Origin of the sequence: uncultured Comamonas sp. (assembly GCF_964277875.1) — a bacterium.
Taxonomy (GTDB): Bacteria; Pseudomonadota; Gammaproteobacteria; order Burkholderiales; family Burkholderiaceae_C; genus Comamonas; species Comamonas sediminis.
The window spans coordinates 33,948-59,915 of sequence record NZ_CAXYJV010000036.1 but is presented as its reverse complement, the minus strand read 5'-3'; the positions used below and the strand labels follow the sequence as shown (position 1 = coordinate 59,915).

The 25,968-nt window shown below is 64.9% G+C and carries 24 protein-coding genes; 11 read left to right on the top strand and 13 right to left on the bottom strand.

The features are described 5' to 3' along the window. Positions 1–54 precede the first annotated feature (54 nt). On the top strand, positions 55–606 hold the full coding sequence (gene xrtH, locus ACHWUQ_RS13230; protein ID WP_239809679.1) for an exosortase H: 552 nt from the start codon (positions 55–57) through the stop codon (positions 604–606). A 93-nt stretch (positions 607–699) separates the two neighbouring features. After that, positions 700–1,428, top strand: coding sequence for an exosortase H-associated membrane protein (locus tag ACHWUQ_RS13225; protein WP_239809678.1), 729 nt, complete (start codon positions 700–702; stop codon positions 1,426–1,428). An 8-nt stretch (positions 1,429–1,436) separates the two neighbouring features. Here the strand turns inward: ACHWUQ_RS13225 and ACHWUQ_RS13220 are convergent, their stop codons facing one another. Next, a complete protein-coding gene (locus ACHWUQ_RS13220) occupies positions 1,437–2,600 on the bottom strand; it encodes an MFS transporter (protein WP_394681458.1) in 1,164 nt (387 codons plus the stop codon). Between the two features lie 265 nt (positions 2,601–2,865). Here ACHWUQ_RS13220 and ACHWUQ_RS13215 point away from each other — a divergent pair, with 265 nt between their 5' ends. After that, positions 2,866–3,372 carry a hypothetical protein gene (locus ACHWUQ_RS13215; RefSeq protein ID WP_394681420.1) on the top strand — a complete coding sequence of 169 codons (507 nt, stop codon included), beginning with the start codon at positions 2,866–2,868 and terminating at the stop codon, positions 3,370–3,372. Positions 3,373–3,378: 6 nt separating this feature from the next. Here the strand turns inward: ACHWUQ_RS13215 and ACHWUQ_RS13210 are convergent, their stop codons facing one another. The 6 genes from ACHWUQ_RS13210 to ACHWUQ_RS13185 all read right to left on the bottom strand — a co-directional run bounded on the left by ACHWUQ_RS13210 (position 3,379) and on the right by ACHWUQ_RS13185 (position 7,836). After that, entirely contained in the window at positions 3,379–4,431 is a 1,053-nt protein-coding gene (locus tag ACHWUQ_RS13210; RefSeq protein WP_394681419.1) for a serine/threonine protein kinase, read from the bottom strand. A 165-nt stretch (positions 4,432–4,596) separates the two neighbouring features. Then, entirely contained in the window at positions 4,597–5,016 is a 420-nt protein-coding gene (locus tag ACHWUQ_RS13205; protein WP_239809676.1) for an organic hydroperoxide resistance protein, read from the bottom strand. A gap of 41 nt (positions 5,017–5,057) precedes the next feature. Continuing rightward, entirely contained in the window at positions 5,058–5,528 is a 471-nt protein-coding gene (locus ACHWUQ_RS13200) for a MarR family winged helix-turn-helix transcriptional regulator (protein WP_239809675.1), read from the bottom strand. A 158-nt stretch (positions 5,529–5,686) separates the two neighbouring features. Then, positions 5,687–6,490 (bottom strand): HpcH/HpaI aldolase/citrate lyase family protein, encoded by an 804-nt coding sequence (locus tag ACHWUQ_RS13195; RefSeq protein WP_312450624.1) that lies wholly within the window; start codon positions 6,488–6,490, stop codon positions 5,687–5,689. Positions 6,491–6,528: 38 nt separating this feature from the next. Further along, complete coding sequence (locus ACHWUQ_RS13190) at positions 6,529–6,903, bottom strand: hypothetical protein (RefSeq protein ID WP_239809674.1); 375 nt, start codon at positions 6,901–6,903, stop codon at positions 6,529–6,531. A gap of 36 nt (positions 6,904–6,939) precedes the next feature. Continuing rightward, positions 6,940–7,836 (bottom strand): 3-hydroxybutyryl-CoA dehydrogenase, encoded by an 897-nt coding sequence (locus tag ACHWUQ_RS13185; RefSeq protein ID WP_342395185.1) that lies wholly within the window; start codon positions 7,834–7,836, stop codon positions 6,940–6,942. 266 nt (positions 7,837–8,102) lie between these two features. Here ACHWUQ_RS13185 and purT point away from each other — a divergent pair, with 266 nt between their 5' ends. Beyond that, positions 8,103–9,332: a formate-dependent phosphoribosylglycinamide formyltransferase gene (purT, locus tag ACHWUQ_RS13180; protein ID WP_394681418.1), complete on the top strand. Its 1,230-nt coding sequence runs from the start codon at positions 8,103–8,105 to the stop codon at positions 9,330–9,332. Positions 9,333–9,439: 107 nt separating this feature from the next. Here purT and ACHWUQ_RS13175 read toward each other — a convergent pair whose 3' ends face one another. Both ACHWUQ_RS13175 and ACHWUQ_RS13170 read right to left on the bottom strand, forming a co-directional pair. Further along, positions 9,440–11,146, bottom strand: coding sequence for a tannase/feruloyl esterase family alpha/beta hydrolase (locus ACHWUQ_RS13175; RefSeq protein ID WP_394681417.1), 1,707 nt, complete (start codon positions 11,144–11,146; stop codon positions 9,440–9,442). 187 nt (positions 11,147–11,333) lie between these two features. Beyond that, positions 11,334–12,818 (bottom strand): AMP nucleosidase, encoded by a 1,485-nt coding sequence (locus ACHWUQ_RS13170; RefSeq protein WP_239809670.1) that lies wholly within the window; start codon positions 12,816–12,818, stop codon positions 11,334–11,336. A gap of 133 nt (positions 12,819–12,951) precedes the next feature. Between ACHWUQ_RS13170 and dbpA the strand changes: the two genes are divergently transcribed. The 5 genes from dbpA to ACHWUQ_RS13145 all read left to right on the top strand — a co-directional run bounded on the left by dbpA (position 12,952) and on the right by ACHWUQ_RS13145 (position 18,535). After that, the gene (gene dbpA / locus ACHWUQ_RS13165) at positions 12,952–14,361 is read left to right on the top strand and encodes an ATP-dependent RNA helicase DbpA (RefSeq protein ID WP_230770951.1); all 1,410 of its coding nucleotides are present in this window, start codon (positions 12,952–12,954) and stop codon (positions 14,359–14,361) included. 21 nt (positions 14,362–14,382) lie between these two features. Beyond that, complete coding sequence (locus ACHWUQ_RS13160; RefSeq protein ID WP_394681416.1) at positions 14,383–15,336, top strand: cation diffusion facilitator family transporter; 954 nt, start codon at positions 14,383–14,385, stop codon at positions 15,334–15,336. Positions 15,337–15,395: 59 nt separating this feature from the next. After that, a complete protein-coding gene (gene dtd / locus ACHWUQ_RS13155) occupies positions 15,396–15,860 on the top strand; it encodes a D-aminoacyl-tRNA deacylase (protein WP_312835275.1) in 465 nt (154 codons plus the stop codon). A gap of 84 nt (positions 15,861–15,944) precedes the next feature. Further along, a complete protein-coding gene (locus tag ACHWUQ_RS13150; protein WP_394681415.1) occupies positions 15,945–16,526 on the top strand; it encodes a sugar O-acetyltransferase in 582 nt (193 codons plus the stop codon). A 641-nt stretch (positions 16,527–17,167) separates the two neighbouring features. Further along, positions 17,168–18,535: a hypothetical protein gene (locus ACHWUQ_RS13145; protein ID WP_394681414.1), complete on the top strand. Its 1,368-nt coding sequence runs from the start codon at positions 17,168–17,170 to the stop codon at positions 18,533–18,535. 22 nt (positions 18,536–18,557) lie between these two features. On the opposite strand, the gene ACHWUQ_RS13140 is transcribed toward ACHWUQ_RS13145, so the two are convergent. The 4 genes from ACHWUQ_RS13140 to ACHWUQ_RS13125 all read right to left on the bottom strand — a co-directional run bounded on the left by ACHWUQ_RS13140 (position 18,558) and on the right by ACHWUQ_RS13125 (position 23,041). Further along, positions 18,558–19,328, bottom strand: a complete 771-nt coding sequence (locus ACHWUQ_RS13140) for a DNA alkylation repair protein (protein ID WP_394681413.1) — start codon at positions 19,326–19,328, stop codon at positions 18,558–18,560. Continuing rightward, the gene (locus ACHWUQ_RS13135) at positions 19,325–19,819 is read right to left on the bottom strand and encodes a MarR family winged helix-turn-helix transcriptional regulator (RefSeq protein ID WP_394681412.1); all 495 of its coding nucleotides are present in this window, start codon (positions 19,817–19,819) and stop codon (positions 19,325–19,327) included. Before ACHWUQ_RS13135 ends, ACHWUQ_RS13140 begins: the two co-directional genes overlap by 4 nt. A 1,174-nt stretch (positions 19,820–20,993) precedes the next feature. Then, positions 20,994–22,355 (bottom strand): heavy metal sensor histidine kinase, encoded by a 1,362-nt coding sequence (locus ACHWUQ_RS13130; protein WP_394681411.1) that lies wholly within the window; start codon positions 22,353–22,355, stop codon positions 20,994–20,996. Continuing rightward, positions 22,352–23,041 carry a heavy metal response regulator transcription factor gene (locus tag ACHWUQ_RS13125; protein WP_239809659.1) on the bottom strand — a complete coding sequence of 230 codons (690 nt, stop codon included), beginning with the start codon at positions 23,039–23,041 and terminating at the stop codon, positions 22,352–22,354. Before ACHWUQ_RS13125 ends, ACHWUQ_RS13130 begins: the two co-directional genes overlap by 4 nt. A 209-nt stretch (positions 23,042–23,250) precedes the next feature. Between ACHWUQ_RS13125 and ACHWUQ_RS13120 the strand changes: the two genes are divergently transcribed. Continuing rightward, positions 23,251–24,579, top strand: coding sequence for a TolC family protein (locus ACHWUQ_RS13120; RefSeq protein ID WP_394681410.1), 1,329 nt, complete (start codon positions 23,251–23,253; stop codon positions 24,577–24,579). Between the two features lie 4 nt (positions 24,580–24,583). Then, the gene (locus ACHWUQ_RS13115) at positions 24,584–25,960 is read left to right on the top strand and encodes an efflux RND transporter periplasmic adaptor subunit (RefSeq protein ID WP_394681409.1); all 1,377 of its coding nucleotides are present in this window, start codon (positions 24,584–24,586) and stop codon (positions 25,958–25,960) included. Positions 25,961–25,968: the final 8 nt, after the last annotated feature.

Genomic DNA, 25,968 nt, shown 5'->3' with positions numbered 1-25,968 from the left:
CTTTAACGGCTATATTTGCTCCTACGTCCACTTCGACGACAGCAGGCACTCACCATGGTTCGCTTCTTTTTTGTATTTCTGGGGCTGCAGCTCTCCTTGTTCGGTCTCAACATGCTGAGCTGGGTGCAAAAGCACCTGGTCGAGCCGTGGACAGCCATGCTGGCGCAGATCTGCGCTTTTTTGGTGACCTGGTTTGACAAGTCGGCAGTGGCAGAAGGCAAGGTGCTGTGGAACCATGCCACCAACTTTGGCGTGTCCATCGAGGCCGGCTGCAACGGCATCGAGGCCTGCATTGTGTTGTTTGCCGCCATCATGGCCTTTCCATCCAGCTGGCGCCACAAGCTCATCGGCCTGGTGCTGGGTTTCATCGCGGTCCAGGCCGTCAATATCGTGCGCGTGATCAGCCTGTTCTACCTCGGCCAGTGGAACATGTCGGCTTTCAACTTCGCCCATGAGTACCTGTGGCAGGCGCTGATCATGCTGGACGTGCTGGTGGTCTGGCTGGTCTGGGTGCGTGCAGGCCAGCGCGCCAAGCGGGCCGAGGATGGCTCGGACGCGCCACCCCCTTCAGGCTCGGGAGCGGGCCCGGCGCTGGCCGCGGCCTGACCTGCACCGGCCAGCAGTGTGCGCACTGCTGGCTTTTTTCCATTCACCGCACTAGAAATACATGGCCCCCAGGGCCGAGACCGAGGAAGAGGGATGAAGCGCTTGAACCCGATACAGCGATTTGCGCTGCTGGCCTTCGCCGGCATCATCGTGCTGACCACGTTGTGGGTGCAACTGTCTCCCTGGATGGGCTACCCGGTGGCGGTGATCTCCAAGGAAGGCATGCAGGACCTGGCATCGGGCTGGGTCAAGCAGGTGCACATCGCGCCGGGCAAGATCGAGGTCGACACCTCGGTCGGCGTCGCCAATGCCAACACCGGTGGCCGCTGGGCCGAGATCTCGGTCGATGGCGACCCGGGCCGCTATGCCTACGGCTTTCCGATCTTCTTGGCGCTGTTGCTGGCCGCCTGGCGCAAGGGGCGTGTCTGGCGTGCGGTTCTCGGTTATGTGATCTTGCTGCCGTTCCAGGCCTTCAGCATCTCCACCAGCCTGCTGATGCAGGTGGTACTGGCCACCAACCTGGACCTGCGGCTGCTGAAGATTTCGCAGACCCAGCTGGATCTGCTGGCCTATGGCTACCAGTTGGGCAGCCTGGTGCTGCCGACCCTGGTGCCGTTTTTGCTGTGGCTGTGGCTGGACCGGCAGTTTGTCAACGAAGTGCTGGTCGAGGCCTGGAAGAAGAACATCCAGCCCAAGCTGGTGCCGCGCCCCACCGTGGTGCGCCCACCGCCACCACCGCCGCCAGAGCAGGTGATCCGCCCGGCAGAGAGCGGGCCCGAGATCTCGCACGAGATCAGCATCACCTTGCCACCGCGCAAATAAGCGAGCTCCTATTGCCGGGGGGCTGGCACTTGCGTGCGCCAGGTGGCCAGCGCCAGCGCCGTGGCCAGCAGCGCAAACACCGCGCAGAATGCCAGCAGCGCGCGTGACAGGCCCACCTGGTCGGACAGCCAGCCAATCCCCAGAATGGGCAAGATTGTGCCCACATAGCCGGTGACCAGGTAGGTGGCCAGCAGGCCGGCCCGGTTGTCGGCCCGTGCCACCTTGTTGACCACCGAGATGCCGCCCAGGTTGCACAGGCCATGGCCGAGTGCGGCAGTCAGCACGCAGAGCAGAAACACGCCGGCCGAGCTGGCAAACACGTTGACGATCAGCAGCAGGTTGCACAGCGCCAGCGATGCGTAGCCGGTGATCAGCACCTTGCGGGTGACAAAGCCCTTGGCGGCATACTGCGTGGCGGCCGACAGCAGCAGGATCAGGCCGATCGATGGCCCGCTGATCGCCGGCCCATGCCAGGGCAGCATGCTTTGCATGAAGCTGGGGGCGAGCGATGCGAACAGGCTGAACATGCCAAAGGCGCAGAACGCCCCCATTGAGGCCAGGCCATAGCGGCGCAGCGCAGCGCGCTCCGGGAAGGTCAGGCGCGGCATCAGCTGCCGCAGGCCAAAACGGGTGCTGGCAGGCGCGGGCTGCAAGTGGGCCGGCAGCTGCACCTGAAACAGCGAATAAATCGCCAAGGCGCTCAGCAGCAGCGATGGCAGATAGGCGCTGCGCAGCGGAAAGGGCGCCCATTGCGCCACCAGGCCACCGACGATGGGCCCCAAGCCAAAACCAAAGGCAATCGTCAGACTGGTGGTGGCAGCGGCGCGCTGCGTGTCACCGCTGGTATTGAGCTGGGTCAGGCCCAGCGAGGCCGAGGTCGTGATCATGCCCGAGGCCAGGCCAATGATGATGCGGCTCAGGCCAAACACCTGCATGTTCCAGGCCAGTGCCGACAGCAGCACGCCGCCGCTCATCAGAATCACCCCCGCCCGCAGCACCTTGAAAAAGCCATAGCGCGTCGTGATCGCGCCCAGCAGCATCAGGCTGGTGAGCGCTGCGGCCATATACAGCACAAACACCTGGGTGATGGCGCTGGGCGGCAGCTGCCACTGCGCCTGGTACAGCGGGTAGAGCGGGCTGGCCAGCGCCGTGCCCATGACGCCGACGCACATCGAGAAGCACACCCAGAAATAGGGCGGCCAGGGGTATTTCATTGCAGGACTTGGATCTGGGCTGCGGTGGCTGCAGCAGGCCAGCGGCGGGTAGCGGCTGGCCGGCAAGGACGGTGGGCTGGATTGTAGGCAGCGGGGCCGCGCATGTCGCTAGGCGGCGCAGGTGCCCATGGCCTGGCGTAGGACATAGGCAGACAAAGTCCATGGCAATGCCCTTGTAGCGCGGGACCGTGGGGCAAGGCTGGTAAAAATAGCCATGATCCGAATGTCCACGCTGTACTTTTCGCCCTCCCGCCACTGCCGCGCTGCGGCTGCCGCTGCCATCGCGGTGGCCTGCGTGGCTGCGCTGTCCGCCTGCTCACCGTATGTAGGTGTGGGCGTGCCGGTGGGGCCGTTTTCGGTCGGCGTCGGTGTGGGCAGTGGCGGTGTCAGCGCCGGGGTGGGCACGGGTGTGGGCCCCGTCGGTGTGGGTGTGGGGGTCAACCAGCGCGGCCAGGTCACGGGCAATGCGGGTGTCGGCGTGGGCACCTCCGTCGGTGGTGCGAATGTGGGCGTGGGGGTGGGCACCGGCACGGTGCTGTATGACCCCGCTGCGCCCGTGGCGCCTGCATCGGCCCCCGCAACGGCACCGGACTATGCCCGGTCCGCACAGCCCGGCATGGTCGTACCAGGGGTGGTCAACCCACCCGCGGGTGAGCACGATGCCAACCTGCAGTGGCGCGGCGCCGATGGGCAGCTGCTGCCCGACTGCCGGCTGAACAACCGCTGTTAACCGGTTCTACACATACAGCGGCGGCTCGTCCATCGCGATGAGCTGGGCCTGCAGCAGCTGCGTCTGCTCCTGCCAGTAGGCCTCGCTGCCAAACCAGGGGAAATGGATCGGGAAGCTCGGGTCGTCAAAACGCCGGGCCAGCCAGGCGCTGTAGTGGATCAGGCGCAGGGTGCGCAGCGGCTCGATCAGTACCAGCTCGCGCCGGTCAAATGGGCGGAACTGCTCATAGCCTTCCACCAGGGTCGACAGCTGCGCGCTTTGCTGACGGCGGTCGCCTGACAGCAGCATCCACAGATCCTGCACAGCGGGGCCGCTGCGCGTGTCATCCAGATCGACAAAATGCGGGCCGCCGCCCTGGTTCTCCGGCGGCACCCACAGCACATTGCCCGGGTGGCAGTCGCCATGCAGGCGCAGGCTGCGAAAGCTGCCTGCGGCAAAGTGGCCGGTCGCGCTGCCCGGGTCGATGATCTCGCAGATCTTGTCGGTGGCGCGGCGGCAGGCATCGCTCCAGGCGCTGCGCTGTCCGGGTGGGATGGCGCCGTGCGCCATCAGCCAGTCATGGGGTTCGCGGGCAAAGTCCTGGGCGTTGATGCTGGGGCGGTGCGCAAAGGGCTGGGCCTCGCCCACGGTGTGGATGCGGGCCAGAAAGCGGCCGACCCATTCGAGCACTTCCCAATCGTCCAGATCGGGCTGGCGCCCGCCCCGCCACGGCGAGACCGAGAAACGAAAACCGCCATGCTGCAGCAGGCTGTGGCCGCCCAGTTGCAGCGGTGCCACTACCGGCACTTCGGCATCGGCCAGCTGCTGGGAGAAATGGTGTTCCTCGGCAATGGCCGCATCGCTCCAGCGGCCGGGGCGGTAGAACTTGCAGACCACCTTGCTGCCGTCTTCCAGCCAGACCTGGTAGACCCGGTTCTCATACGAGGACAGCGGATTGAGGCGGCCATCGCCCCACAGGCCGACCGATGCCAGCGCATCGAGCACCAGATCGGGGGTCAGTGCGGCATAGGCATGTTCCTGTTGCGGGCTGCTGGGCGGGTAGTCATCGTTGTCGTGCATCCTGCCATTGTGCGCCTATCTTGTGTCGCCCGTTTTGACCGAAGGGGCGCAAAAAAAGCCGGGCATGCAAGGCATGCACCGGCTGTACTGGAGAGGGTCAATCGTTGCGCTGTGCGGCTTAGAACGTCTTTACGATCTCTACACGAGGAGATCGTAAACACGTTCTTACACCACCACGGTCAGGGTCTTGTCGATATTGCCGCGGGTGGCATTGGAGTAAGGGCAGACCAGGTCGGCGTCATGCACCAGCTTTTCAGCGGCGGCCTTGTCCATGCCGGGCAGGTTGACCGTCAGGCGGGCTGCAATGCCGTAGGCGTTCGGGATGGGGCCCAGGTCCACTTCGGCGTCGATCGACAGGCCATCGGGCAGTGCAAGCTTTTGCTTGCCGGCGACCGCCTTGATCGCGCCGATGAAGCAGGCAGAGTAGCCTGCGGCAAACAGCTGCTCGGGGTTGGTGCCCTGGCCGCTGGTACCGGGCGAGGACAGTTGCACGTCCAGGCGGCCATCATTGGTGCGCGATGCGCCGTCGCGGCCGCCGGTGGTGTGTGCGTGGGCGGTGTACAGAACTTTTTCGAGAGTAGCCATGGTGAACTCCTGGTCAACGGTGGGACAAAAAAACTGCTTCTTCAAGAAGCGGCGGGCAGCGGCGCGGCCAATCGGCTGCGCAGCTGTTGGATCTGTTGGGTCAAGGCCTGCAACTCCTGCAAACTGCATTGGCTGCGCTCCAGCACACAGGCGGGAACGGCGGCTGCTTGCTCGCGCAGTTGCCGGCCGGCATCGGTCAGGTGCACACGCACGCGGCGCTCATCGTCGCTGTCGCGCTGGCGCTGCAGCCAACCGGCAGTCTGCATGCGCTTGAGCAGCGGCGTCAACGTACCCGAATCCAGGTACAGGCGCTCGCCCAGCTCGGAGACCATGCAGCCATCGCCTTCCCACAGTACCAAGAGCACCAGGTACTGCGGGTAGGTCAAACCCAATGGTTCGAGCAGGGGCTTGTACAGCTTGGTCATTGCCAGTGAGCTGGAGTACAGCGCAAAACACAGCTGCTGGTCGAGCAGCAGCGCGTTGTGGGCAGTGGCAGGGTTGGCGTTAGGCATGATTTGAATTATAGTGCTCAATTAAATTGTGCGCAACTTAATTGGGGAAACACCTGCAGCCAACAGGGTGTTTGCCCAGGGCCGGTGCATGGCCCTGGCTTCGTCTGAAAGGCAGGCAACCCGCGCCGCAGAGGGCGGCTCGGTTGCGCCCCGTCCATTCAATATGCGGTCTGCACCACCTGGCCGCTGCTGTCCTTGAATTTGGCAGCCACCGCATCGGCAGCGGTGCGCAGCAGGATCAGGTCCATCGAGACGGCGACAAACTGTGCGCCCAGTGCCAGGCATTCGCGGGCGCGGGCTTCGTCCACCATCAGGATGCCGGGGGCCTTGCCGGCAGCGCGGATGCGGGTGATGGCGTCATTGATCGCGGCATTGACCACCGGGTGGCGCGGCTGGCCGGGGTAGCCCATGCTGGCCGACAGATCGGCCGGCCCGATGAAGATGCCGTCCACCCCATCGACGGCGGCGATGGCCTCGATCTGGTCCAGCGCCTGCGCGGTTTCCACCTGCACCAGCAGGCACAGCTCCTTGTCGGCATCGTCCACATACTGCATGTCGCGGCCAAAGTTGCTGGCGCGCATCGAGCCGCCCATGCCGCGAATGCCCTTGGGCGCATAGCGCATGGCCTGCACGGCGGCGCGGGCCTCGTCGGCGTTCTGCACAAAGGGGATCAGCAGCGTTTGGGCGCCAATGTCCAGGTAGCGCTTGATGAGGACCGGGTCATTCCAGGCCGGGCGCACGACGGCGCTGGTGGGACGGGGCTGCAGCGCAGCTTCTACCGCCTGCAGCTGCTGGAGTACCTGGGGCACATCGTTGGGCGAATGCTCGGTGTCGAGCATGATCCAGTCATAGCCGCTGCCGGCCAGCAGCTCGGTGATATAGGGCGAAGGAAAGGCCGACCACAGGCCGATCTGTGCCTGGCCGGCGGCCATGGCTTTTTTGAAGAGGTTCGGAGTGGGCATGCTTGTCTCGGTGGTGGGGTGTTGTCTGTGTGGTGGGGTCAGGGCAGGAGGTGGATCTCGTCGTTGCTCAGCGGCCAGCGGCAGCTGCCTGCCAGGGTGTGCCATTCGCTGGCGCCCAGGTCCAGCGCCTGCTGGTCTGCCATGGCCGTGACACTGCGGCAGATGGGCTTGAAATGCCTGGCGGCCACCGTGTCGCGCCCGTAGCGCTGGTAGTAGCGCTTCAAGTGCAGATCGGCAGCCGGCACCCGGGCGGCGACATAGGCCAGGTAGTCGCGGTAGAGCGCATCGACCGGCGCATCTTCGAGCTGCTGCTTCCAGATGCGAAAGCCGGCCAGGCAGGCCACCAGGGCCAGCACCAGCGCGGCCACAGGCAGGGCCTTTTTCCAGATCGGGGTGCTGCGTGGCGCGGGCATGGGGCAGGGGTCGCTGGGCAGCGCAGGCGCCCGCGCTCAGGCGTAGCTGTAGACGCCCTTGCCGGTCTTGCGGCCCAGCTGGCCGGCGGCGACCATTTCCTTGAGCAGCGGGCAGGGGCGGTATTTGCTGTCGCCAAAGTCTTTCAGGTAGACCTCCATCACGGCCAGGCAGACATCCAGACCAATCATGTCGGCCAGCGCCAGCGGGCCAATCGGGTGGCTGCAGCCCAGCTTCATGCCGTCATCAATGTCCTGGGCAGAGGCAATGCCTTCGGCCAGCACATAGAAGGCCTCGTTGATCATCGGCACCAGAATACGGTTGACGACAAAGCCGGGCGAGTTCTTCACGCTGATCGGTGACTTGCCCAGGCTCTCGGCCAGTGCCTTGACGGCGTCATGCGTGGCGTCGCTGGTCTGCAGGCCACGGATCACTTCGACCAGCGCCATCATCGGCACCGGGTTGAAGAAGTGCATGCCGATGAACTTGTCGGCGCGCTTGGTGGCAGCAGCCAGCTGGGTGATCGAGATCGACGAGGTGTTCGATGCCAGCAGCACGGACGGGTCGAGCAGCGCATCGACCTGCTGCAGGATCTTGAGCTTGAGCTCGTAGTTCTCGGTGGCCGCCTCGATCACCAGCTGGGCCTTCTGCAGGTCTTCATAGCGGGTGCTGCCCTGGATGCGGCCCAGTGCGGCGGCCTTGTCGGCTTCGCTGATCTTTTCCTTCTTGATCAGGCGGTCCAGGCTGCTGCCCACCGTCGCCAAGCCCTTTTGCACGGCGGCGTCCGAAATGTCCACCATCACCACATTCAGCCCGGCCACTGCGCAGGTCTGCGCAATGCCGTTGCCCATGGTGCCTGCACCAATTACGCCTACGGTCTGGATCGTCATCTGTCTTCCTTGGGTCCTGTTGCTGGGAGAGGGGCTGGCCTGCATCCGCCCTGCAGCGCCTATCGGCAAGCCCGGTGGCAAGATCATAGCGGCAGGTGTTGCACTGCGGCACAAACTGGGCGACAGAGCAGCGGCCTGGCGAGCGGTCTGCGTCGTTGGAGCGCTTGCCAATAGCGAACTATTGGCTGCGCACTCCGCAGCTAGGCGCCCCCTAGCATCCCATCTCGCCAGGCCACTGCTCAAGGTTCCTGAAGACACTCTAAAATCCCGTCCATCGCTGCGCCGCAGCCCCTTTGTAGACACGACCTGATATGACCACCTTCGGCACCCCGCTCACCAAGAACGCAACCAAAGTCATGCTGCTGGGCAGCGGCGAGCTGGGCAAGGAAGTGCTGATTGCCTTGCAGCGCCTGGGCGTGGAGACGGTGGCGGTGGACCGCTATGACCATGCGCCCGGCCAGCAGGTGGCGCACCATGCCCGCACGATCACGATGAGCGACCCGGCCCAGCTGACGGCGCTGATCGAGGCAGAAAAGCCCGACATGGTGGTGCCCGAGATCGAAGCCATTGCGACGCCCGCGCTGCAGGCGCTGGAGGCCGCAGGCACCGTGCGCGTGGTGCCCACCGCCCGCGCCACCCGTTTGACGATGGACCGCGAAGGCATCCGCCGCCTGGCGGCCGAGACCCTGGGCCTGCCCACCAGCCCCTACCAGTTCTGCGACAGCCTGGCCGAGCTGCAGGCGGCCATCGATGGCGGCATTGGCTACCCCTGCGTGGTCAAGCCGGTGATGAGCAGCTCGGGCAAGGGCCAGAGCAAGATCGACGGCCCGGCCGATGTGGAAAAGGCCTGGAACTATGCGATGGAAGGCGGCCGGGTGCAGGGCGGCCGCATCATCGTCGAAGGCTTTATCGATTTTGACTACGAAATCACCCTGCTGACGGTGCGCGCCAAGAATGCCGCCGGCCAGATCGAAACCCATTTCTGCGAGCCCATCGGCCATGTGCAGGTGCAGGGCGACTATGTGGAGAGCTGGCAGCCGGCCCGCATGGCGCCCGGCGCGCTGACCCTGGCGCAGGACATTGCCCGCGCCATCACCAGCGACCTGGGCACCGGCCTGAACGGCGAGCCCGCCGGCCTGGGCCTGTTTGGCGTGGAGCTGTTCGTCAAGGGCGACCAGGTCTGGTTCAGCGAAGTGAGCCCCCGCCCGCATGACACCGGCATGGTGACCATGATCACCCAGTGGCAAAACGAGTTCGAGCTGCATGCCCGCGCCATTCTGGGCCTGCCGGTGGACACCAGCCTCAAGGCCGCTGGCGCCAGCGCCGTGATCTACGGTGGTGTCGATGCCCAGGGCATTGTGTTTGATGGTGTCGATGCCGCCCTGCAGATCCCCGGCACCGAAGTCCGCCTGTTTGGCAAGCCCGAGAGCTTTAGCCGCCGCCGCATGGGCGTGGCACTGGCCCGCGCGGCCGATACCGATGCCGCACGCGACAACGCCAAAAAGGCGGCGGCGCTGGTCAAGCCCCGCGTGGCGGCGTAAGCGGCTGGGGCGCAGCGCTCCCTAGACGGCGCCATGGTAAAAGCTGCTGGCTGCCCTTGCAGGGCGTCCAGCAGCTTTTGTTTGGGGCGTGCTTGGTGCGGTGGTTTTTAGTTGGACTGGCAGCTGTAGCTGTCAGCCACGTTCACATCCCCACTGCCCTTGTAGCGTGGCCACGTCGGGTACTCGCACAGCGGCCGGGTGCGGCCAGGCACACCCGCGGTGTCGCTGACCACCTGGGCACCAGGCGCGGTGCCAGCGGTCACCCATTGGTCCAGCGCCTTGAGCGAATCCCAGTTGGCATTGAAGGCGGTGCTGGCCGCATGGCCGTAACCGGGTACCTCGTAGTAACGGGCAAAGCTCTTGACGGCAGGGGCGCCCATGGTCTGCTCCAGGCGCTGCCAGTACTGCGCGGTGGCGCGGGTGCTGACGAGCACATCGGCCGTGCCATGCGCCATCAGCAGCTTGCCGCCGCGCTTGTTGAAGGCCGACAGGTCGGTGCTGTTGATGTCCTGCAGCTTGGTGAGCTGGTGGATGCGGTCGGTCCAGGCGCCAGGGTTTTGCGGATCGAGCGACAGCGCATCAAAGTTGGCATCGCGGGTCACAAAGTAGCGCACCCACTGGTCCCAGAACACTGCCCAGTACGGAGCGGTGAGCGGTGCAGGGCTGGCCGGGGCGGTGGTGTTCATCGCCAGCAGGTTGACGGTGGGCTGCAGCGGGCTGCTGCCTTCCTCACCCAGTTCCGAGCCCCAGACGTTGAAGCCGGGGTACTGCGTCTCGCCACTGCCCAGCGGGGTGCTGAAACGGATTTCGCTGTTATAGGTCTTGAGCGCGCTGATCATCGCATCGGACAGGCAGCCTTCCTGGCTGGCGCCACCGGCGCAGCGCAGCGGCTGGCCATTGAGCGTAGCGGTGGCCGGGTCAAACTGGCTGTTGCAGGCGGCAACATTGCTGACCACGCCGTCCTGCACGCCGTCGAGCGCATCGCACTTTTCCAGCGCCGCCTGGCGCAGCAGCTTGCGCTGGCCCAGGCTGGGGTAGGCGCCCGGCTGGGCAAAGGCGCGGCTGATGCGGCCAAACTGCAGATCCAGGCTGGCCGCATTCCAGGCGGGGTACCAGGCGACGACGCCATCCCAGTCGGACGGCCATTTCTGGGCCACGGCCAGTGCTTCGCGCCCGCCGGTGGAGCCGCCGATGAAGTAACGCTTGTCCGGCTTTCTGCCGTAAAAGCGCGTCACCAGCACCTCGGCCACGTCGCTGACTTTCTTCAGCGCAGCGCCGGAGAAGTTGGCGACCGCTTCGTCATTCGTGCCAAAGCTGCCATCGCGGCTGCCGGCTGCACCGGCCTGGTGGCCGGAGTCGCTGCCAAACACCGCATAGCCCTGGTTGAGCAGCGGGTAGGCGCCCTGGCTGGCGGGGGCGGCCGGGTAGGTGTAGAGGCTGGGCATCACGCCGTTGTAGCCGCCGCCGCCCACCATCACCACCTTGCCGTTCCAGTCCTTGGGCAGCAGCAGGCCCATCTTGATGGCCGGGGCGCCAGGGTCGACCGGCGCAATCGAGATATTGGCCCGGACCGATGCCGGCGGCTGCGCGCCGGTGGCGGCGCTTGGCGTTTCGGTCGAGGTCACCGTGGCGCCGCTGGTGGGCAGACCGATCTGGCTGGCTGCCACCTGCTGCTTGGCCAGCGCCAGGCTGGCCTCGTCAAAATTGAAGCTGTGCGAACCGCCGCTGCCGCAGGCGGACAGCGCAAGGACCGCGCTGGCGACGGCCGTCAGAGGGATAAGGCGCCGCAGGGGTGGGAGGATGGTTGTGGTCACTGTGTCTCCTGGTTGTTATGGTGCGGGCGCAAAGGCTTCTTCACGGCCCGCCGACCATTGTGGAAGTGAGGCGCACAGTTATCCACAGGGTTTGCAGTTAGGTAGTTCCCCATAAGTAAAAAAGCCAGCACGCTGGTGCTGGCATTGGAGTAAGGGAGCGGTGCAAAGCGCCGCTGGGGAGCGCAACTTATTGGAAGGCCACCTCGGCAAAGCTGCGCAGCTTGCGGCTGTGCAGCCGGTCCACACCGCCTTCGCGCAGGATGTTGACCGCCCGCATGCCGATGCGCAGATGCTGGTCCACCCGCTCGCGGTAGAAGTGGTTGGCCATGCCCGGCAGCTTGATCTCGCCGTGCAGCGGCTTGTCGCTGACGCACAGCAAGGTGCCGTAGGGCACGCGGAAGCGGAAGCCATTGGCGGCAATGGTGGCGCTCTCCATGTCCAGCGCCACGGCCCGGCTCTGGCTGAAGCGGCGCTGGGGCGTGTTGTCGGGCAGCAGTTCCCAGTTGCGGTTGTCGGTGCTGGCCACGGTGCCTGTGCGCATGAAGCGCTTGAGGTCGTCCTCGGGCACCTGGGTCACATCGGCCACCGCCTGCTGCAGCGCGACCTGGATCTCGGCCAGCGCAGGGATGGGCACCCACAGCGGCAGCTCTTCGTCCAGCACATGGTCCTCGCGCACATAGGCATGGGCCAGCACATAGTCGCCCAGCTGCTGGCTGTTGCGCAGGCCGGCGCAGTGGCCCAGCATCATCCAGGCGTGGGGGCGCAGCACGGCGATGTGGTCGGTGATGGTCTTGGCATTGGCCGGGCCCACACCGATGTTGACCATCGTGGTGCCCGACTGGTCGGCGCGCACCAGGTGGTAGGCGGGCATCTGCGGCAGGCGCGGCGGCGGGCTGCCCAGCGCATCCACGGCCTCGGGCGCCAGGCCCTGGCGGCGGGTGACGACATTGCCCGGCTCGATAAAGGCGATGTATTCGCTGTCGGGGTTGGCCATTTCGGCGCGGCCCAGGCGGATGAACTCGTCGATATAGAACTGGTAGTTGGTGAACAGCACAAAGTTCTGGAACCACTCGGGCAGGGTGCCGGTGTAGTGGCGCAGGCGCTGGAGCGAGTAATCCATGCGCGGCGCGGTGAACAGCGACAGCGGCTGCGGCTCGCCCGGCTTGGGCTCCCAGGTGCCGTTGGCGATGCCGTCGTCCATCGCATGCAGGTCGGGCAGGTCGAAGACGTCGCGCATCAGCATGCGGCGCTCGGCACTCAGCTGGCCTTCAATGTGGTCGTTGTCGGCAAACGAGAAATGGATCGGAATCGGCTGGCTGCTGGTGCCCACTTCCAGCTCCACATTGTGGTTCTCGATCAGCAGCCGGAACTGCTCGGCATAGTAGTTGGCAAACAGGTCGGGGCGGGTCAGCGTGGTTTCGTAGTGGCCGGGGCCCTCGACAAAGCCATAAGCGAGCTTGCTGTCGGCCCGCGCCACGGTGCGCGTGTGCAGGCGCACAAAGGGGTAGCAGGCGCGGTACGGGGCCGCCGGGGTCTCGCCCGCCACAAAGCGTTGCATGGCCTGGCGCAGGAATCCGATCTGTTCGGCATAGATGGCCTGCACCTGCGCCAGCGCGGATTGAGCCGTGCGGTGGCTGGTCGGTGCGGTAAAGGCAGGTTTGGTATAGGTCATGCACCATTGTGCCTCTGCTTTGGGGCGGCGGCATGACAAATCGCCTGCCTGCAGCGCTGTGGACGACGGCGGATTTCAGGGCTTCCCGCCCGGTGGTTGGCGGCCCCTGGCCCGGGCGCGGGATAATCGCGGCATGAACGCAACCAACACCCCCGCCAACGCAGCGGACGCCGCCTCCTTTAGCCAACTGCCGCTGGGCCAGACCATGCAGGCCAATCTGCAGCAGCTGGGCTATACGCAGATGACGGCAATCCAGGCGGCCAGCCTGCCCTTTGCGCTGCAAGGCAAGGATGTCATTGCCCAGGCCAGCACCGGCAGCGGCAAGACGGCCGCCTTTGGCCTGGCCCTGCTCGCCCGCCTGAACCCGCGCTGGTTTGCGGTGCAATCGCTGGTGCTCTGCCCCACCCGTGAGCTGGCCGACCAGGTCGCCACCGAAATCCGCCGGCTGGCGCGCGCCGAAGAGAACATCAAGGTCGTCACCGTCTACGGCGGTGTGCCTTCGCGCAACCAGATCGCCAGCCTGGAGAACGGCGCCCACATCATCGTCGGCACCCCGGGCCGGGTGATGGATCTGATGGAGCGCAACGTGATCGACCTGGCCGCCCTCAACACGCTGGTGCTCGACGAGGCCGATCGCATGCTCGACATGGGCTTTTATGGCGATATCGTCACCGTTGCCAGCCAGTGCCCGGCCGAGCGACAGACCCTGCTGTTCTCGGCCACCTACCCCGAGGGCATTGCCCAACTGGCCGAGCGCTTCATGCGCGATCCGCAGACCGTCAAGGTCGCCTCGCAGCACAGCGCGCACAAGATTGAGCAGCGCTGGTATGAGGTCAAGGAATCCGAGCGCCTGCATGCCGTATCGCAGCTGCTGGCGCATTTCCGGCCCGAGTCGTCCATCGCCTTTTGCAACACCAAGCAGCAGTGCCGTGACCTGGTCGAGGTGCTGCAGGCCCAGGGCGTGAGCGCATTGGCGTTGTTTGGCGAGCTGGAGCAGCGCGAGCGTGACGAAGTGCTGGTGCAGTTTGCCAACCGCAGCTGCAGCGTGCTGGTGGCCACCGATGTGGCCGCGCGCGGGCTGGACATCGCCAACCTGGCTGCCGTCATCAATGTGGACACCACGCCCGATCCGGAAGTCCATATCCACCGCATTGGCCGCACCGGCCGGGGCGATGCCGAAGGCCTGGCGCTGAGCCTGGCCAGCATGGACGAGATGGGCTCGGTCGGCAAGATCGAAGTGCTGCAGGGGCGCGAGTCGCAATGGCATCCACTGAGCGAGCTGACCCCCGCCTCCAGCCAGCCCATGGTGCCGGCGATGCGCACGATCCAGATCATTGGCGGGCGCAAGGAAAAGATCCGTGCCGGTGACGTGCTGGGCGCCATGACGCGCGACTTTGGCTATGCCAAGGAGCAGATCGGCAAGATCAATGTGAACGACTTCTCGACCTATGTGGCCGTCAGCCGCGACATCGCCCACCAGGCGGTGGACCGCCTCAACAGCGGCCGGGTCAAGGGCAAGACCGTCAAGGCCCGCCTGCTGTAAACCAGGCCACACCCCGCCGCCATGAAACCCGCCTTATCCGCCGCAGCCCACAGCCGCCGGACCACGCCCGAGAACCTGCTGCGCATCTCGGTGGTGGTGGCCATTGCCACCATTGCCCTCAAGACCAGTGCCTGGGCCGTCAGCGGCTCGGTGGGCTTGTTGTCCGATGCGCTGGAATCGCTGGTCAACCTGGTGGGCGCCCTGTTTGCGCTGGGCATGGTGACCATCGCCAAACGCCCGGCCGACGAGGGCCACCCCTATGGCCACACCAAGGCGGAGTACTTCTCGGCCGGCTTTGAGGGCCTGCTGATCTTTGGCGCGGCCATGGCCATCGTCTGGGCCTCGGTGGACCGCCTGCTCCACCCCCAGCCTCTGGAGCAGCTGGGCTGGGGCATTGCGCTGTCGATGCTCAGCACGGCGCTCAACGGTGGGCTGGCCTGGGTCATGCTGCGCGCCGCACGCGAACACCAGTCCATGGCGCTGGAAGGCGATGGCCGCCACCTGATGACCGATGTCTGGACCTCGGCCGGTGTGGTCGGCGGCTTGCTGCTGGCGATGCTGACCGGCTGGCATTGGCTGGATGCGGTGCTGGGCATTGCGGTGGCCTTGCATATCTTCAAAGAGGGCGGTCAGCTGGTCTGGCGCTCGTCGCAGGGCTTGATGGACGAATCCATCGACGCGGAGACCCTTGCCAAGATCGAGCGCTGCGTGCGCGCCTTCGAGGCGCAAACCGGCGGCGCCGTGCACTGCGACAAGCTCAGCACCCGCCGCGCCGGCGCGCTGCACTTTATCGACATGCACCTGCACATGCCCGGCGGCTGGAGCCTGGCCCACGCCACCCAGCTGCGCATGCAGCTCGAAGCCGCGCTGCTGCAGGAGCTGCCGCAGGCACGCATCAGCATGGAAGTGCTGCCGCTGGGCGTGCAAACCCAGACCGAGGCTGTGCAGCGCCATGGCGATGCACCCAGCCCCTGAACCCTGAACACCGGCTGCAGCGTTTGCGCCTGCCGCCTTTCCGGAAACAAGAATCTCCCATGATCAGCGTATTGCAACGGGTGCGCGAAGCGCGTGTCGAAGTGGATGGCCAGGTGATCGGCCAGATCGGCCATGGGCTGCTGGCCCTGGTCTGTGCCGAGCGCGGCGACAGCCAGGCAGACGCCGACAAGTGGCTGGCCAAGATGCTCAAGCTGCGCATCTTCCAGGACGAAGCTGGCAAGATGAACAAGAGCGTCGTCGATGTGGCCGGTGGCCTGCTGATCGTGAGCCAGTTCACGTTGGCGGCAGACACCAGCGGCGGCAACCGCCCCAGCTTTACCCAGGCCGCGCCCCCGGCCGATGGCGAGCGCCTGTACGACTACGTGGTGGCGCAGGCCCGTGCGCTGCACCCCGAGGTGGCGACCGGCCGTTTTGGCGCGGACATGAAGGTCTACCTGATGAACGACGGCCCGGTGACGATCCCGCTGCGCATCACGCCGGCCGCTGTGGCGGCGGGGGGTTGAAGCCCATCCTCAGCCAGGGCATCTGGCGCCAGCCAAGAGGCAGCTAGACTCAGTCCCTTTGCCACCAAGAGGACGAAAGACACGATGACCGAGATGGAAAAAGCCGCTGCCGGCCTGCTGTACGACGCCAACTACGACCCCAGCGTGCTGCAGCTGCGCGATGCCGCCAAGGAAAAGCTGTTTGCCTTCCAGCAGATTGGCGCCCACCGGCGTTCCGAGCGCGAAGCGGTCTTGCGCGGCCTGCTGGGCAAGCTGGGCCGCAACCCCGTGTTCGATGGCCCGTTTCTCTGTGACTACGGCTTCAACATCGAGATCGGCGACCACTTCTACACCAATGTGAACCTGGTCATCCTCGATGCCGCCAAGGTCCGCATCGGCAACAACGTCTTCATCGCGCCCAATGTCGGGCTCTACACCTCCGGGCATCCGCTGGATGTTGAGCGGCGCAACCAGGGCCTGGAGTTTGCCCTGCCCATCACGATCGGCGACAACGTCTGGATTGGCGCCGGCGTGCAGGTGCTGCCTGGCGTCCGCATCGGTGCGGGCAGCGTGATTGCGGCCGGCGCCATCGTCACCAAGGATGTGCCCGAAGGGGTGGTCAGCGCGGGCAATCCGGCGCGGGTGCTGCGTGCTATTACGGACAAGGACAGCCAAGCTTACAGCTGAGGTTTTGCCGTGGCTTGATGCCTGCTGCAGGGCTGCTTTTCTGAAAGGGGAGCAGCCTTTTTGTTGGGCGCTGGCTGTGTCAGCAATACCTGAATGGCCGGCAGCCTGAGCGCTGCAGTGGGCGCCAAAGCTGCCAGCAACAGCGGCTTCACGATTATCTGTGGTGGTTGCACGGGGGCTTGATCCCGATGCAGGCTGCCAAGTATGCCGCAGACCTTGTCAGTCACCAACGCCGTCTATAAGAGGTTCTTCGGTCACGTCAGCGTTTGGGGGCGGTTGTTGGTTTTTACATTTTTCGTAATTTTTAAAAGGCGGTAGTTGCTGCATGGTTGCTGTCATTTTGTAAGGTGATGACTAAAGCGAGCTTTGTAAAACACGGGGTGCTGTGTTTTTGAAGTGGGTAATGACTCAGCTGGCTTTTATTTATTCAATCGTTTAATGATCTAAGCTGCTTGGAGTATTTTTCATTTGAAATGAATGTCTGCATAGTAGTTGGCAGCCTTGGGAAATACTGGTGATGGAAGTGGAAAGGGTAATCGAATATTGGCAATCCGGTCTTTTGACTTCCGCCCCAGGTATTTGCCAGGTCTGCATGCGGGCTACCGTGCAAGGTAGCAAATTCATTTTCAAAGGAGTTATCGATGAAAAGTGGCATATTTCTAAGCAGGCTGCTGTTGTCTGCCTTCTTGCTCGGTGGTTCTGTATCACAGGCGGTGGCGCAAAAGATTCTGTTGCTTACCACCAATGCGGCTAGTACATCTGAAGAGTTAGCAGAGGTGGACGCTGCTTATGACAACCTGCAAAACGAGTTTGCATCGGTACTGGCGAATCCCGAAGAAATCACGAGGCTGTCAGTGCTAGGCCATCCCGACGCTATTTCAGCGGAGACCTTCAACACGCCAACGGGCCCCTACGATATGGTGATTGTTGCAAACGCCAATAGAATCATCGATCCATCCAACTGGCAGGTGCTGGAGCAAGCCTTGGCCAATCGTTGGGCGGAAGCCATGGTTTTCTTTGTCGATGGATGTTGTGATGAAGTCAGCCTCGAAGGCAATATAGATGTAATGATAGGCGCCTTGAATACCGGAACAATGTCGGAATTTTCGAGAGGAATCTCCGAAGTTGGAAGTGAGATTTCCTTGAATCCTGACTCGCCCTATGCCCTTGCGTTTGAGAGCGTAGGGATTCAGCAAGGTGGCCGCTTTACCTTAATCGACTCGGTTCCTCAGCTAAATGTACTGTACAGCGGCACAATGAGTATCCCTCAAGTCGCTCAATTAGGGTCGAGCAACATGGTCTATGGCCTCACGATTCCTAAAGCGCAGTCCAATGGTGGCCTAGGTGCCTGTGTGTTTGTGATGATGGATACCTTCTTCTTTTTCGAGAATGTTTGGGCTCAATACCAAGGCAAGATCGCCCCCGCATTCCTCGACGCAGCCACTTCGGCAACCGGTGCTTGCGGTGTGCCCGAAGTCAGCGCCAGTTTTGACAAGTCTGACCTCCACTTGGGGACGGGCGACAACGGCGCGACCTTGACCATCAGCTTGCTCAACGTCACACCCCATGACTTCAACAACCTGACCCTGGCCAACAATCTGCCTACACCATTGGTTGTCGCTGGGGGCGCCATCAGCAACACCTGTATAAAAGGCAGCCTTGGCGCTGGCGAGGGTGGCAACGTCATCGATTACACCGGCTTTACCGTGCCTCCCGGTGGCTGCGCTATCACCGTACCAGTAACCTGGCCCAATACTGATGCGGGTGTTCAGGCATGCCGCAGCAGCCCTTCGGTCACCAACACCATCACACCAGGCAGCGATTTTCTCTCGCCGACCGGACAGACCAATACGCCCGCTACCGCATCGCTGGTCTGCCACGCTCCGGATGAGCTCATCGTCAAGCAGCCAGAGCGAGTACCTGCGCTGGACAGCAGCAAGCTGGCGCTGATGGGGGCGGCATTGACGCTGCTGGGGATGTGGGCACTGCGCCGCAGGCAGCGCAGTTGATGGGGCTGGGGTTGGTCTTCTTTCAGCGAATACTGCGCAGCGCGCGTTGGCAGATGCGTTCGGTGCTGGGCAATGGCGCATCGCCCAGCCACTGGTTGCAGAGCTGGCGCACCCAGTCGGGCTGGTCCTTGGCCGCATCGTTGAGCCAGTTGGCGACGGAATCCTGCACATAGACAGAGGGGTCGGCACGCAGCGCCTGCAGCAGTGGCAGGGCCTGCGCAGGTGCTTTTTTGAGCGCGCTGATGTGCGCGCACCAGACGCCGCGCGGGCGCAGCGCCTCGCAGGCAAAGCGGCGCAGTTTGTCGGACGGCCATGCCGTCCACGGCATCAGCTGCGCGATGGCTTGGTCCAGATCGCTGGTCAGATGCGGGCGCAAGGCCATCCAGGCCCATTCGCGCACGCCAAAATGCCCGTCGTCCGCCAGGCTTTGGATGGCAGCCAGGCGTGCGGGCAGTGCCAGCCCCGGCTGGGCACCGACCATGAAGCAGGCCCAGCCGCGCACCGTGTCTGCCGGGTGGCTGCGGCACCGCGCGATGCCATCGGCGCCCAGCGCATGCAGCAGCAACTCCGCCATGCGGCCCATGCGTTTGAGAATGCCCAGCGCGCAAGCGGCATCTGCCTGCTGCAAGGTCTGGGCAGAGAGGCCTGGAAAGACTGTGCGCAGCAGCTGCGCCTGGTCCAGCGCCGTGCATTCAGCCAGGGTGGCCGTGGCGATCTCGCCGTTGGACAGCGCTTGCAGCACATCGGAGGGGATATCAGCGGCGCGGCTCGCGCCTTTGCGTCGGCTGCTCATGGCGCTGGCGGGCCCAGGTTGCGGGCCACCTTGTCCAGCAGCTGGGCCAGCTGCTGGCGCTCGCTGGCCGACAGACCAGCATACAACCCTGCGATCCAGTGGCTGTGCTGCGCAAACACCTGTTGCGCCACCTGCTGGCCTTTGCCGGTAAGCCGTATGCGCAGCGCGCGGCGGTCGCCGGCCTCGGCATGGCGGGCCGCCAGGCCTTCGCGCTCCAGGCCATCGAGCAGGCCGGTGACGGTGGCCCGGGTCACGCCCGCACGCTCGGCCAGGGTGTTGGGGGCCAGTCCATCGGGCGCAGCGTCGAGCAGGAACAGCAGCACAAAGCGCCCTTCCGACAAGCCGTGGGGCGCCAGCAGGCGGGCGCAGTCGCGGTCAATGCCTGCTGCCAGTGTGAGCGTCTGGAAGCAGAGGCGAATTCCTTCCACATCGGGCATGCCGCGCCGCTGGGCTTCGTCCAGCAGGGCGTTGTACTTTTGGCTGAGTTGCATGGTGGTGGCTAATAGTAAGGTGGCTAATTATATGCACAGGTCTGGATCGCCCATCCGCTGCGCGTGCCTGTACGGGCATGTCTGCCGCCGTCTGCACGCGGCATTGCTGCGGCTGGGCGGATGCCGATGCCAGGCCCGTCCACGATAAAGAAATTTTCGATTGTGGGATTTTGCTATTTCTGTTTCTTTGTCACCGGAATGGGCTATGGCGCTGACAGGCCCGGTGAGAAAGTTTGCAGAAACAGGGGGCGAAAATAATGGGATCCCTGGGGATTATTTTGCCCGGCGGGATTTAGCGTGGCGTTGGTTGCTGCTTATTTATTGGTGTGGTTAATAATAAAATTTGGATTAAATATTTTTCTTTGCGGCTTGGCGGGCGCATAGTGGGCTCTCGCAAGCAAAGCCGAAAATTATCGGCGATTTGGTACCGAGTCAGATGTGTCGGTCCGCGCATAGTGACAAATTTGTCCTTGTTTTTCTGTCTCGAAACATTTACCGGCCATGCGCATGCCAGTGAATGGTTCCAAACGTGGTTATCAAATATCCGTCCCTAGATCTTGAGGTGGCATACGCACGTCAGCATAAGGTCAGGGAATAGGCAGACCTTCTCAAGGAGAAAGCCATGAAAAGCCCACTGTTTTTTGCCAAACTGCCGGCCGCGGCCATTTTTCTGTTCACAGGCATGCAGCCGGCAGCTGCGCAGCGGGTGCCGGATGGGTCCGCAGCGCATTCTTTGCCCTATGCACTGCCGTGTTTGGAGCAAGGGCGCGGGAGATCAGCAGTTTCATCCTCGGTGGTGCTGGCCGTGGTTGATTGCAAAATACGCCCGGCGCTGCGTTTAAGCAGGTCTCCCATCCCTGCTGGTATGCGCTGGATGCAGGGGCGCGTTGCATATGGACCTGTATCCGGGCTCCCGGATGTGGCGGTGCTTCCCACCGGCATCGTTCCAACCACCCCGTGGAGCCACCGCGCCACCGGTTTTACAGGTACCAGCGACCAGGGCTTGCGTGGCGTCTTGCCCGGCTCAAGCGCCAGAGCAGCGCCAGCTGACGGGGACCCGCCCAGCAGGCGGCCACCCTACACCGTCAAACTGGTGCTGATGGGCGCAGCGCTTGCCTTACTGGTGTTAGGGGTGGGACACACAACAGCGCGGCGCTGGTAGCGCCCGCCGCCGTCAATGCAGCGCTGCCACCGGCAGGATCAGCCCAAATGTCGTTTCCCCGCCCTGCGACTGCGCAAAGACCGAGCCGCCATGCATCGTTGCGATGGCTTTGACAATGGCCAGGCCCAGGCCGTGGTTGCGCTCCGGGTTGTGGCGCGAGGCATCGGCGCGGTAGAAGCGGTCAAACAGGTGGCGCAGGTGTTCGGGTGCGATGTCGGGCCCGGTGTTGGAGACGGTGATGACCGCATGGGCATGCTCATGCTGCCAGCGCGTGCGTATGTCGATGCGGATGGCCGAGCCCGCCAGCGCATAGCGGGTGGCATTGCTCAGCAGGTTGGACAGCGCGCGGCGCACCAGCGGCGCATCGACCTGGGCCTGGGCATCGCCGCTCACCGCCAGCTGCAGGTCGGCATCCAGCGCAACCGCCTCGTAGAACTCGACCACATCCTGGGCCACGGCGGCCAGACTGACAACACCGGTCTCGCGCGCGCCGACGCCCTGGTCGGCGCGCGACAGAAACAGCATGTCGCCCACCATCGCGGCCATGCGGCCCAGGTCCTCCAGGTGCGATGCCAGGACCTCCCGCAACTCGTCGACCGAGCGCGGTTTGCGCAAGACCACCTCGGTGCTGGAGATCAATGTGGCCAGCGGGGTGTTGAGCTCATGGGCCACATCGGCGTTGAAGGCTTCGAGCTGGCGGTAGGCGTCGGCCAGGCGATCCAGCAAGGCATTGAACTGCGTGACGATGGGCTGCAACTCCTGGGGCAGACTGCTGCCGTCCAGCCGGCGCTCGAAATCGCGCGCCGACAGCAGGCTGATCTGCGAGACCAGCGACTCGATGGGCTGCAGGCTGCGCTGCACCAGCAGGCCGCCAAACAGCGCCAGCAGCAACGAGCCTGCGACCATCGCGGCAAACAAGGTCCCGCCCAGGCCATGCAGCAAGGCTTGGTCAGGGCGCAGGTCCATCACCAAGGTGGCGGTGGCCGCGCGCGCCGGGTGGTACTGGGGTGCGGTGATGGTGACCGCAAAATTGCGGCGCAGCGTGTGGTGGCTGCTCCAGTCTGCCGGGATGCTGTCAAACAGCACATGGCCTTGGTTGTCCACGACGCGTATCGCGTAGTCGCCGTGACCGGCAAGAAAATCGGTGAGCAGGTGGTCCAGCGCCTTGTCGCGGTGGGCCGTGCTGTCATCGCGCAGCACATGCATCAGCGATTGCTGTTTTTGGTCGAGCATCTCCTTTTGGCGGGCCGTCAACGTGTTGTCGAACACCAGAAACACGACCAGGCTGACAGCGCCCAGGCCCAGCATGGACAGCAAGGCCATCCAGCGCGAGAGCCGGCGCCCCAGGTGCGGTATGGCGGGCGCTGGGCTCATGGCGGGGCCCGGCTCTCCAGCACATAGCCCATGCCGCGCACCGTGTGGATCAGCGGCGAGGCAAACGGCTGGTCGACCTTCATGCGCAGGCGCCGCACCGCGACTTCGACCACATTGGTCTCGCTGTCAAAGTTCATGTCCCAGACCTGCGAGGCCAGCTCGGTGCGCGAGAGCACCTCGCCCTGGCGGCGCAGCAGCATGGCCAGCAGGTTGAATTCCTTGGCCGTCAGATCGAGCCGCACGCCGGCGCGCACGGCCTTGCGGCGGATCAGGTCCAGCTCCAGATCGGCCTGGCGCAGCACGGTGGGCTCAGGCGACGCGGGGTGGGCCTGCGCGCGGCGCAGCAGCACCTGGATGCGGGCCACCAGCTCGGAAAACGCAAAGGGCTTGATCAGGTAGTCATCGGCCCCGCTTTGCAAGCCGCGTACCCGGTCCTGCACATCGCTGCGGGCCGTCAGCATCAGCACCGGGGTGGATTTGGACTGGCGCAGCGCCGCCAGCACCGCAAAGCCATCGATGCCGGGGAGCATGCCATCGAGCACGATCAGGTCGTAGTTCAGCTCCATCGCCAGATGCAGGCCATCGATGCCGTTGGTGGCGACATCGACGGTGTAGCTCTCCTCGGCCAGACCTTTGCGAAGGTACTCGCCGAGCTTGGCTTCGTCTTCAATCAGCAGCAGTCTCATGGCCGCCATTGTCCCTGATGGCGCACGCGGGCGCGGATTACAAATTTGTCATCTTCCTGTCGGCCTGGTGTTCGTCGCCGCTTTCTACAGTCGCTGGCATCGCATACGGATACCGCCTGCACCGGGGGCCTGCGGTGTCTGCCGCTCCCTTGCGCCGGGCGCTGCCAGCGCCTGGCTGTGCGCGGCCCGCCACCACAGGAGAAGCCGCTATGACCACCCCGCAGCCAGCCCCCACCCGGGCCGGCACCCCTCCCCCCCGCCCGGCATGGCCCGCATGGCTGCTGAGCGCAGCGCTGGCCAGCGGCTGGCTGCCGCCCGCCCATGCCCAGGCCGATGCACAAAGCCAGGCAGGCGTGGCGGCGCAGACCACCCCGGCGATCACGCTGGCTGCCGCCTGGGACAAGGCGCTGGCCGCCAACCCGGGCTTGCAGGCGGCCCGCCATGGCGCCGCTGCCGCCGACGGTCTGGTGATGCAAAGCCAGGCGCGACCCAACCCGGAGCTGGCGGTCAACATCGAAGACACCCGGCCCGAGACCCGAACCAATACCGTGCAGATCAACCAGCGGATCGAGCTGGGTGGCAAGCGCGAGGCACGCATGCAGCTGGCAGACAGCGAGAAGGCGGCGGCAGAGGCGGGTGTAACGGCCGCACGGGCGGCCTTGCGCTACCAGCTGCTCATCAACTTCAACGAACTGCTGCTGGCCCAGCAGCGGGTGGATTTTGCGAGCCAGACCCATGCGCTGGCAACGCAGGCGCTGGACGCCGCCAACAAGCGGGTGCAGGCGGGCAAGGTGCCACCGCTGGAAGCCAGCCGTGCCCAGGTGGCGCAGGCCAATGCCGCGATGGAGCTGGAGCAGGCCCATGCCTTGACGCGCGTGGCGCAGCACAACCTGGCCGCGCTCTGGGGCGGGCGCGGCGCCGAGCTGGGCCTGGCCAGCGGCGATTTTTTGACCACCACGGCGGCGCCGACCGCCGAGCAGCTGGACCAACGGCTGGACGAGGCACCCGCGATGGTGCTGGCCCAGCGCGCGCTGGCGCAAAGCCAGGCCGCATCGGCGGTAGAGCGCAGCAAGCGCGTGCAGGACCCGACGGTGAGCCTGGGCGTCAAGCGCGCCCGCGATGTCGGGCGCAACCAGGTGTTTGTCGGCGTCAGCATCCCGTTGCCGCTGTTTGACCGCAATGCCGGCAACCAGCTGCAGGCCCTGCGCAAGGTGGACCAGGCCGAGCAGCAGCTGCAGGACCAGCGCCTGCAACTGCAGGCCCAGGTGTTTGCCGCCCGCCAGCAGTGGATCAGCAGCAACCAGCAGGTGGCGCTGCTGCAAAGCCAGGTGATTCCCACCGCGCAGTCGGCCTATGAGCTGGCCGTGCGCGGTTTTTCGCTGGGCAAATTCAGCTTTCTGGACGTGCTGGACGCCCAGCGCAGCCTGTTTGACAGCCGGCGCCAGTTGCTGGACCAGCTGATGGCATCGCACCGCGCCCGTGCGGAGATTGAACGCATCTTTGGCACGCCAGCGCTGGCGGCCGCTCCAGGAGTCTGAACCCATGTCCGAGAAAACCAGATTCGATAGCTCGCTGACCTCGTCCAAACAGTGGATTGCAGCGGCGCTGATTGCGGCCGTTGGTGTGGCCGGTGGCGCCTATTTGTTGCGGGGCTCCGGCAGCGCAGCCGCAGCACCGGCATCAGGCCATGCCGATGCGCCATCCCACAAAGATGGCGAGCACCATGGCGAGGCCGCTGCCAAGACGGGTGCCAAAGCAGGTGCCCAAGCCGATGCGCACCAGGAGGCTGACCAGCATGGCGATGGAGAACACCACGATGAGAAAGCCGAGGCCGGCAGCAAGGATGCGCATGGCGCTGCGGCCGGCAGCCATGCCGAAGGCGAAGAAGCGGGCGAGGGCCTGGTCAAGCTGAGTGCCACGCAGGCCAAGGCGGCCGGTGTGGTGGTGGACCAGGCAGGGCCGGCGTTGATCAGGAAGCAGGTGCTGCTGCCCGGTGAGATCCGCTTTGACGAAGACCGCACGGCCCATGTGGTGCCCAGGGTGGCGGGGGTGGTGGCATCCGTCCATGCCCAGCTGGGCGAGCAGGTGGCCAAGGGGCAGCTGCTGGCGGTGATCCAGAGCCCGGCGGTGTCTGACCAGCGCAGCGAACTGCAAACGGCGCAGCGGCGCCTGGCCTTTGCCAAGCGCAACCACGAGCGCGAAAAGCAGCTGTGGCAGGAGCGCATCTCTGCCGAGCAGGATTACGAGGCGGCCCAGCAAGCGCTGCAGGAGGCCGAGATTGCGGTGGCCAATGCCGCGCAAAAGCTGTCCGCGATTGGCGCGGGCACGGGCGGATCGAGCCGCTATGAGCTGCGCGCGCCGCTGGCCGGCATGGTCGTCGAGAAGCACCTGACCGTGGGCGAATCGGTGACCGACAGCACGGCCTCGTTCACCGTCTCGGACCTGCGCTCGGTCTGGGCGGAGATCAGCGTGGCCGCGCCGCAGCTGCCCGATGTGCGCATGGGCGCGCCGGTGGTCGTGCGCGCCACGGCCTTTGACTCCCAGGCCGAAGGCCGGATTGCCTATGTGGGTGCGTTGATCGGCGCGCAAACCCGCACGGCGCCGGCGCGCGTGGCGCTGGCCAACCCGCAGGGGGTGTGGCGGCCGGGCCTGTTTGTCGAGGTGCAGGTGCTGGCGGGCGAGTCGCCGGTCGCCGTGGCGGTGGACGCCAAGGCCATCCAGCGGCCGGACGGCAAGGAGAGCGTGGTGTTTGTGCCGGCCGAGGGCGGCTACCAGGCGCAGGTGGTGCAGCTGGGCGCGACGGACGGCAAGACCACCGAGGTGACATCGGGCCTGAAGGCGGGGCAGCGCTATGTCAAGGAGGGCTCCTTCCTGCTGCGGGCCGAGCTGGGCAAGGCATCCGCCGAGCACGCGCATTGATCGGGAGT

Coding starts and splice junctions, on each gene's coding strand:
- ACHWUQ_RS13125 (WP_239809659.1), bottom strand. CDS start 23,041: ATGAGACTGCTGCTGATTGAAGACGAAGCCAAGCTCGGCGAGTACCTT.
- ACHWUQ_RS13195 (WP_312450624.1), bottom strand. CDS start 6,490: ATGCCCACTCCGAACCTCTTCAAAAAAGCCATGGCCGCCGGCCAGGCA.
- ACHWUQ_RS13170 (WP_239809670.1), bottom strand. CDS start 12,818: ATGACCTATACCAAACCTGCCTTTACCGCACCGACCAGCCACCGCACG.
- ACHWUQ_RS13140 (WP_394681413.1), bottom strand. CDS start 19,328: ATGAGCAGCCGACGCAAAGGCGCGAGCCGCGCCGCTGATATCCCCTCC.
- ACHWUQ_RS13220 (WP_394681458.1), bottom strand. CDS start 2,600: ATGTGCGTCGGCGTCATGGGCACGGCGCTGGCCAGCCCGCTCTACCCG.
- ACHWUQ_RS13135 (WP_394681412.1), bottom strand. CDS start 19,819: ATGCAACTCAGCCAAAAGTACAACGCCCTGCTGGACGAAGCCCAGCGG.
- ACHWUQ_RS13145 (WP_394681414.1), top strand. CDS start 17,168: ATGAAAAGTGGCATATTTCTAAGCAGGCTGCTGTTGTCTGCCTTCTTG.
- ACHWUQ_RS13120 (WP_394681410.1), top strand. CDS start 23,251: ATGACCACCCCGCAGCCAGCCCCCACCCGGGCCGGCACCCCTCCCCCC.
- ACHWUQ_RS13150 (WP_394681415.1), top strand. CDS start 15,945: ATGACCGAGATGGAAAAAGCCGCTGCCGGCCTGCTGTACGACGCCAAC.
- ACHWUQ_RS13205 (WP_239809676.1), bottom strand. CDS start 5,016: ATGGCTACTCTCGAAAAAGTTCTGTACACCGCCCACGCACACACCACC.
- ACHWUQ_RS13225 (WP_239809678.1), top strand. CDS start 700: ATGAAGCGCTTGAACCCGATACAGCGATTTGCGCTGCTGGCCTTCGCC.
- dtd (WP_312835275.1), top strand. CDS start 15,396: ATGATCAGCGTATTGCAACGGGTGCGCGAAGCGCGTGTCGAAGTGGAT.
- ACHWUQ_RS13210 (WP_394681419.1), bottom strand. CDS start 4,431: ATGCACGACAACGATGACTACCCGCCCAGCAGCCCGCAACAGGAACAT.
- ACHWUQ_RS13200 (WP_239809675.1), bottom strand. CDS start 5,528: ATGCCTAACGCCAACCCTGCCACTGCCCACAACGCGCTGCTGCTCGAC.
- ACHWUQ_RS13130 (WP_394681411.1), bottom strand. CDS start 22,355: ATGAGCCCAGCGCCCGCCATACCGCACCTGGGGCGCCGGCTCTCGCGC.
- ACHWUQ_RS13190 (WP_239809674.1), bottom strand. CDS start 6,903: ATGCCCGCGCCACGCAGCACCCCGATCTGGAAAAAGGCCCTGCCTGTG.
- xrtH (WP_239809679.1), top strand. CDS start 55: ATGGTTCGCTTCTTTTTTGTATTTCTGGGGCTGCAGCTCTCCTTGTTC.
- ACHWUQ_RS13115 (WP_394681409.1), top strand. CDS start 24,584: ATGTCCGAGAAAACCAGATTCGATAGCTCGCTGACCTCGTCCAAACAG.
- ACHWUQ_RS13160 (WP_394681416.1), top strand. CDS start 14,383: ATGAAACCCGCCTTATCCGCCGCAGCCCACAGCCGCCGGACCACGCCC.
- purT (WP_394681418.1), top strand. CDS start 8,103: ATGACCACCTTCGGCACCCCGCTCACCAAGAACGCAACCAAAGTCATG.
- ACHWUQ_RS13215 (WP_394681420.1), top strand. CDS start 2,866: ATGTCCACGCTGTACTTTTCGCCCTCCCGCCACTGCCGCGCTGCGGCT.
- dbpA (WP_230770951.1), top strand. CDS start 12,952: ATGAACGCAACCAACACCCCCGCCAACGCAGCGGACGCCGCCTCCTTT.
- ACHWUQ_RS13185 (WP_342395185.1), bottom strand. CDS start 7,836: ATGCAGGCCAGCCCCTCTCCCAGCAACAGGACCCAAGGAAGACAGATG.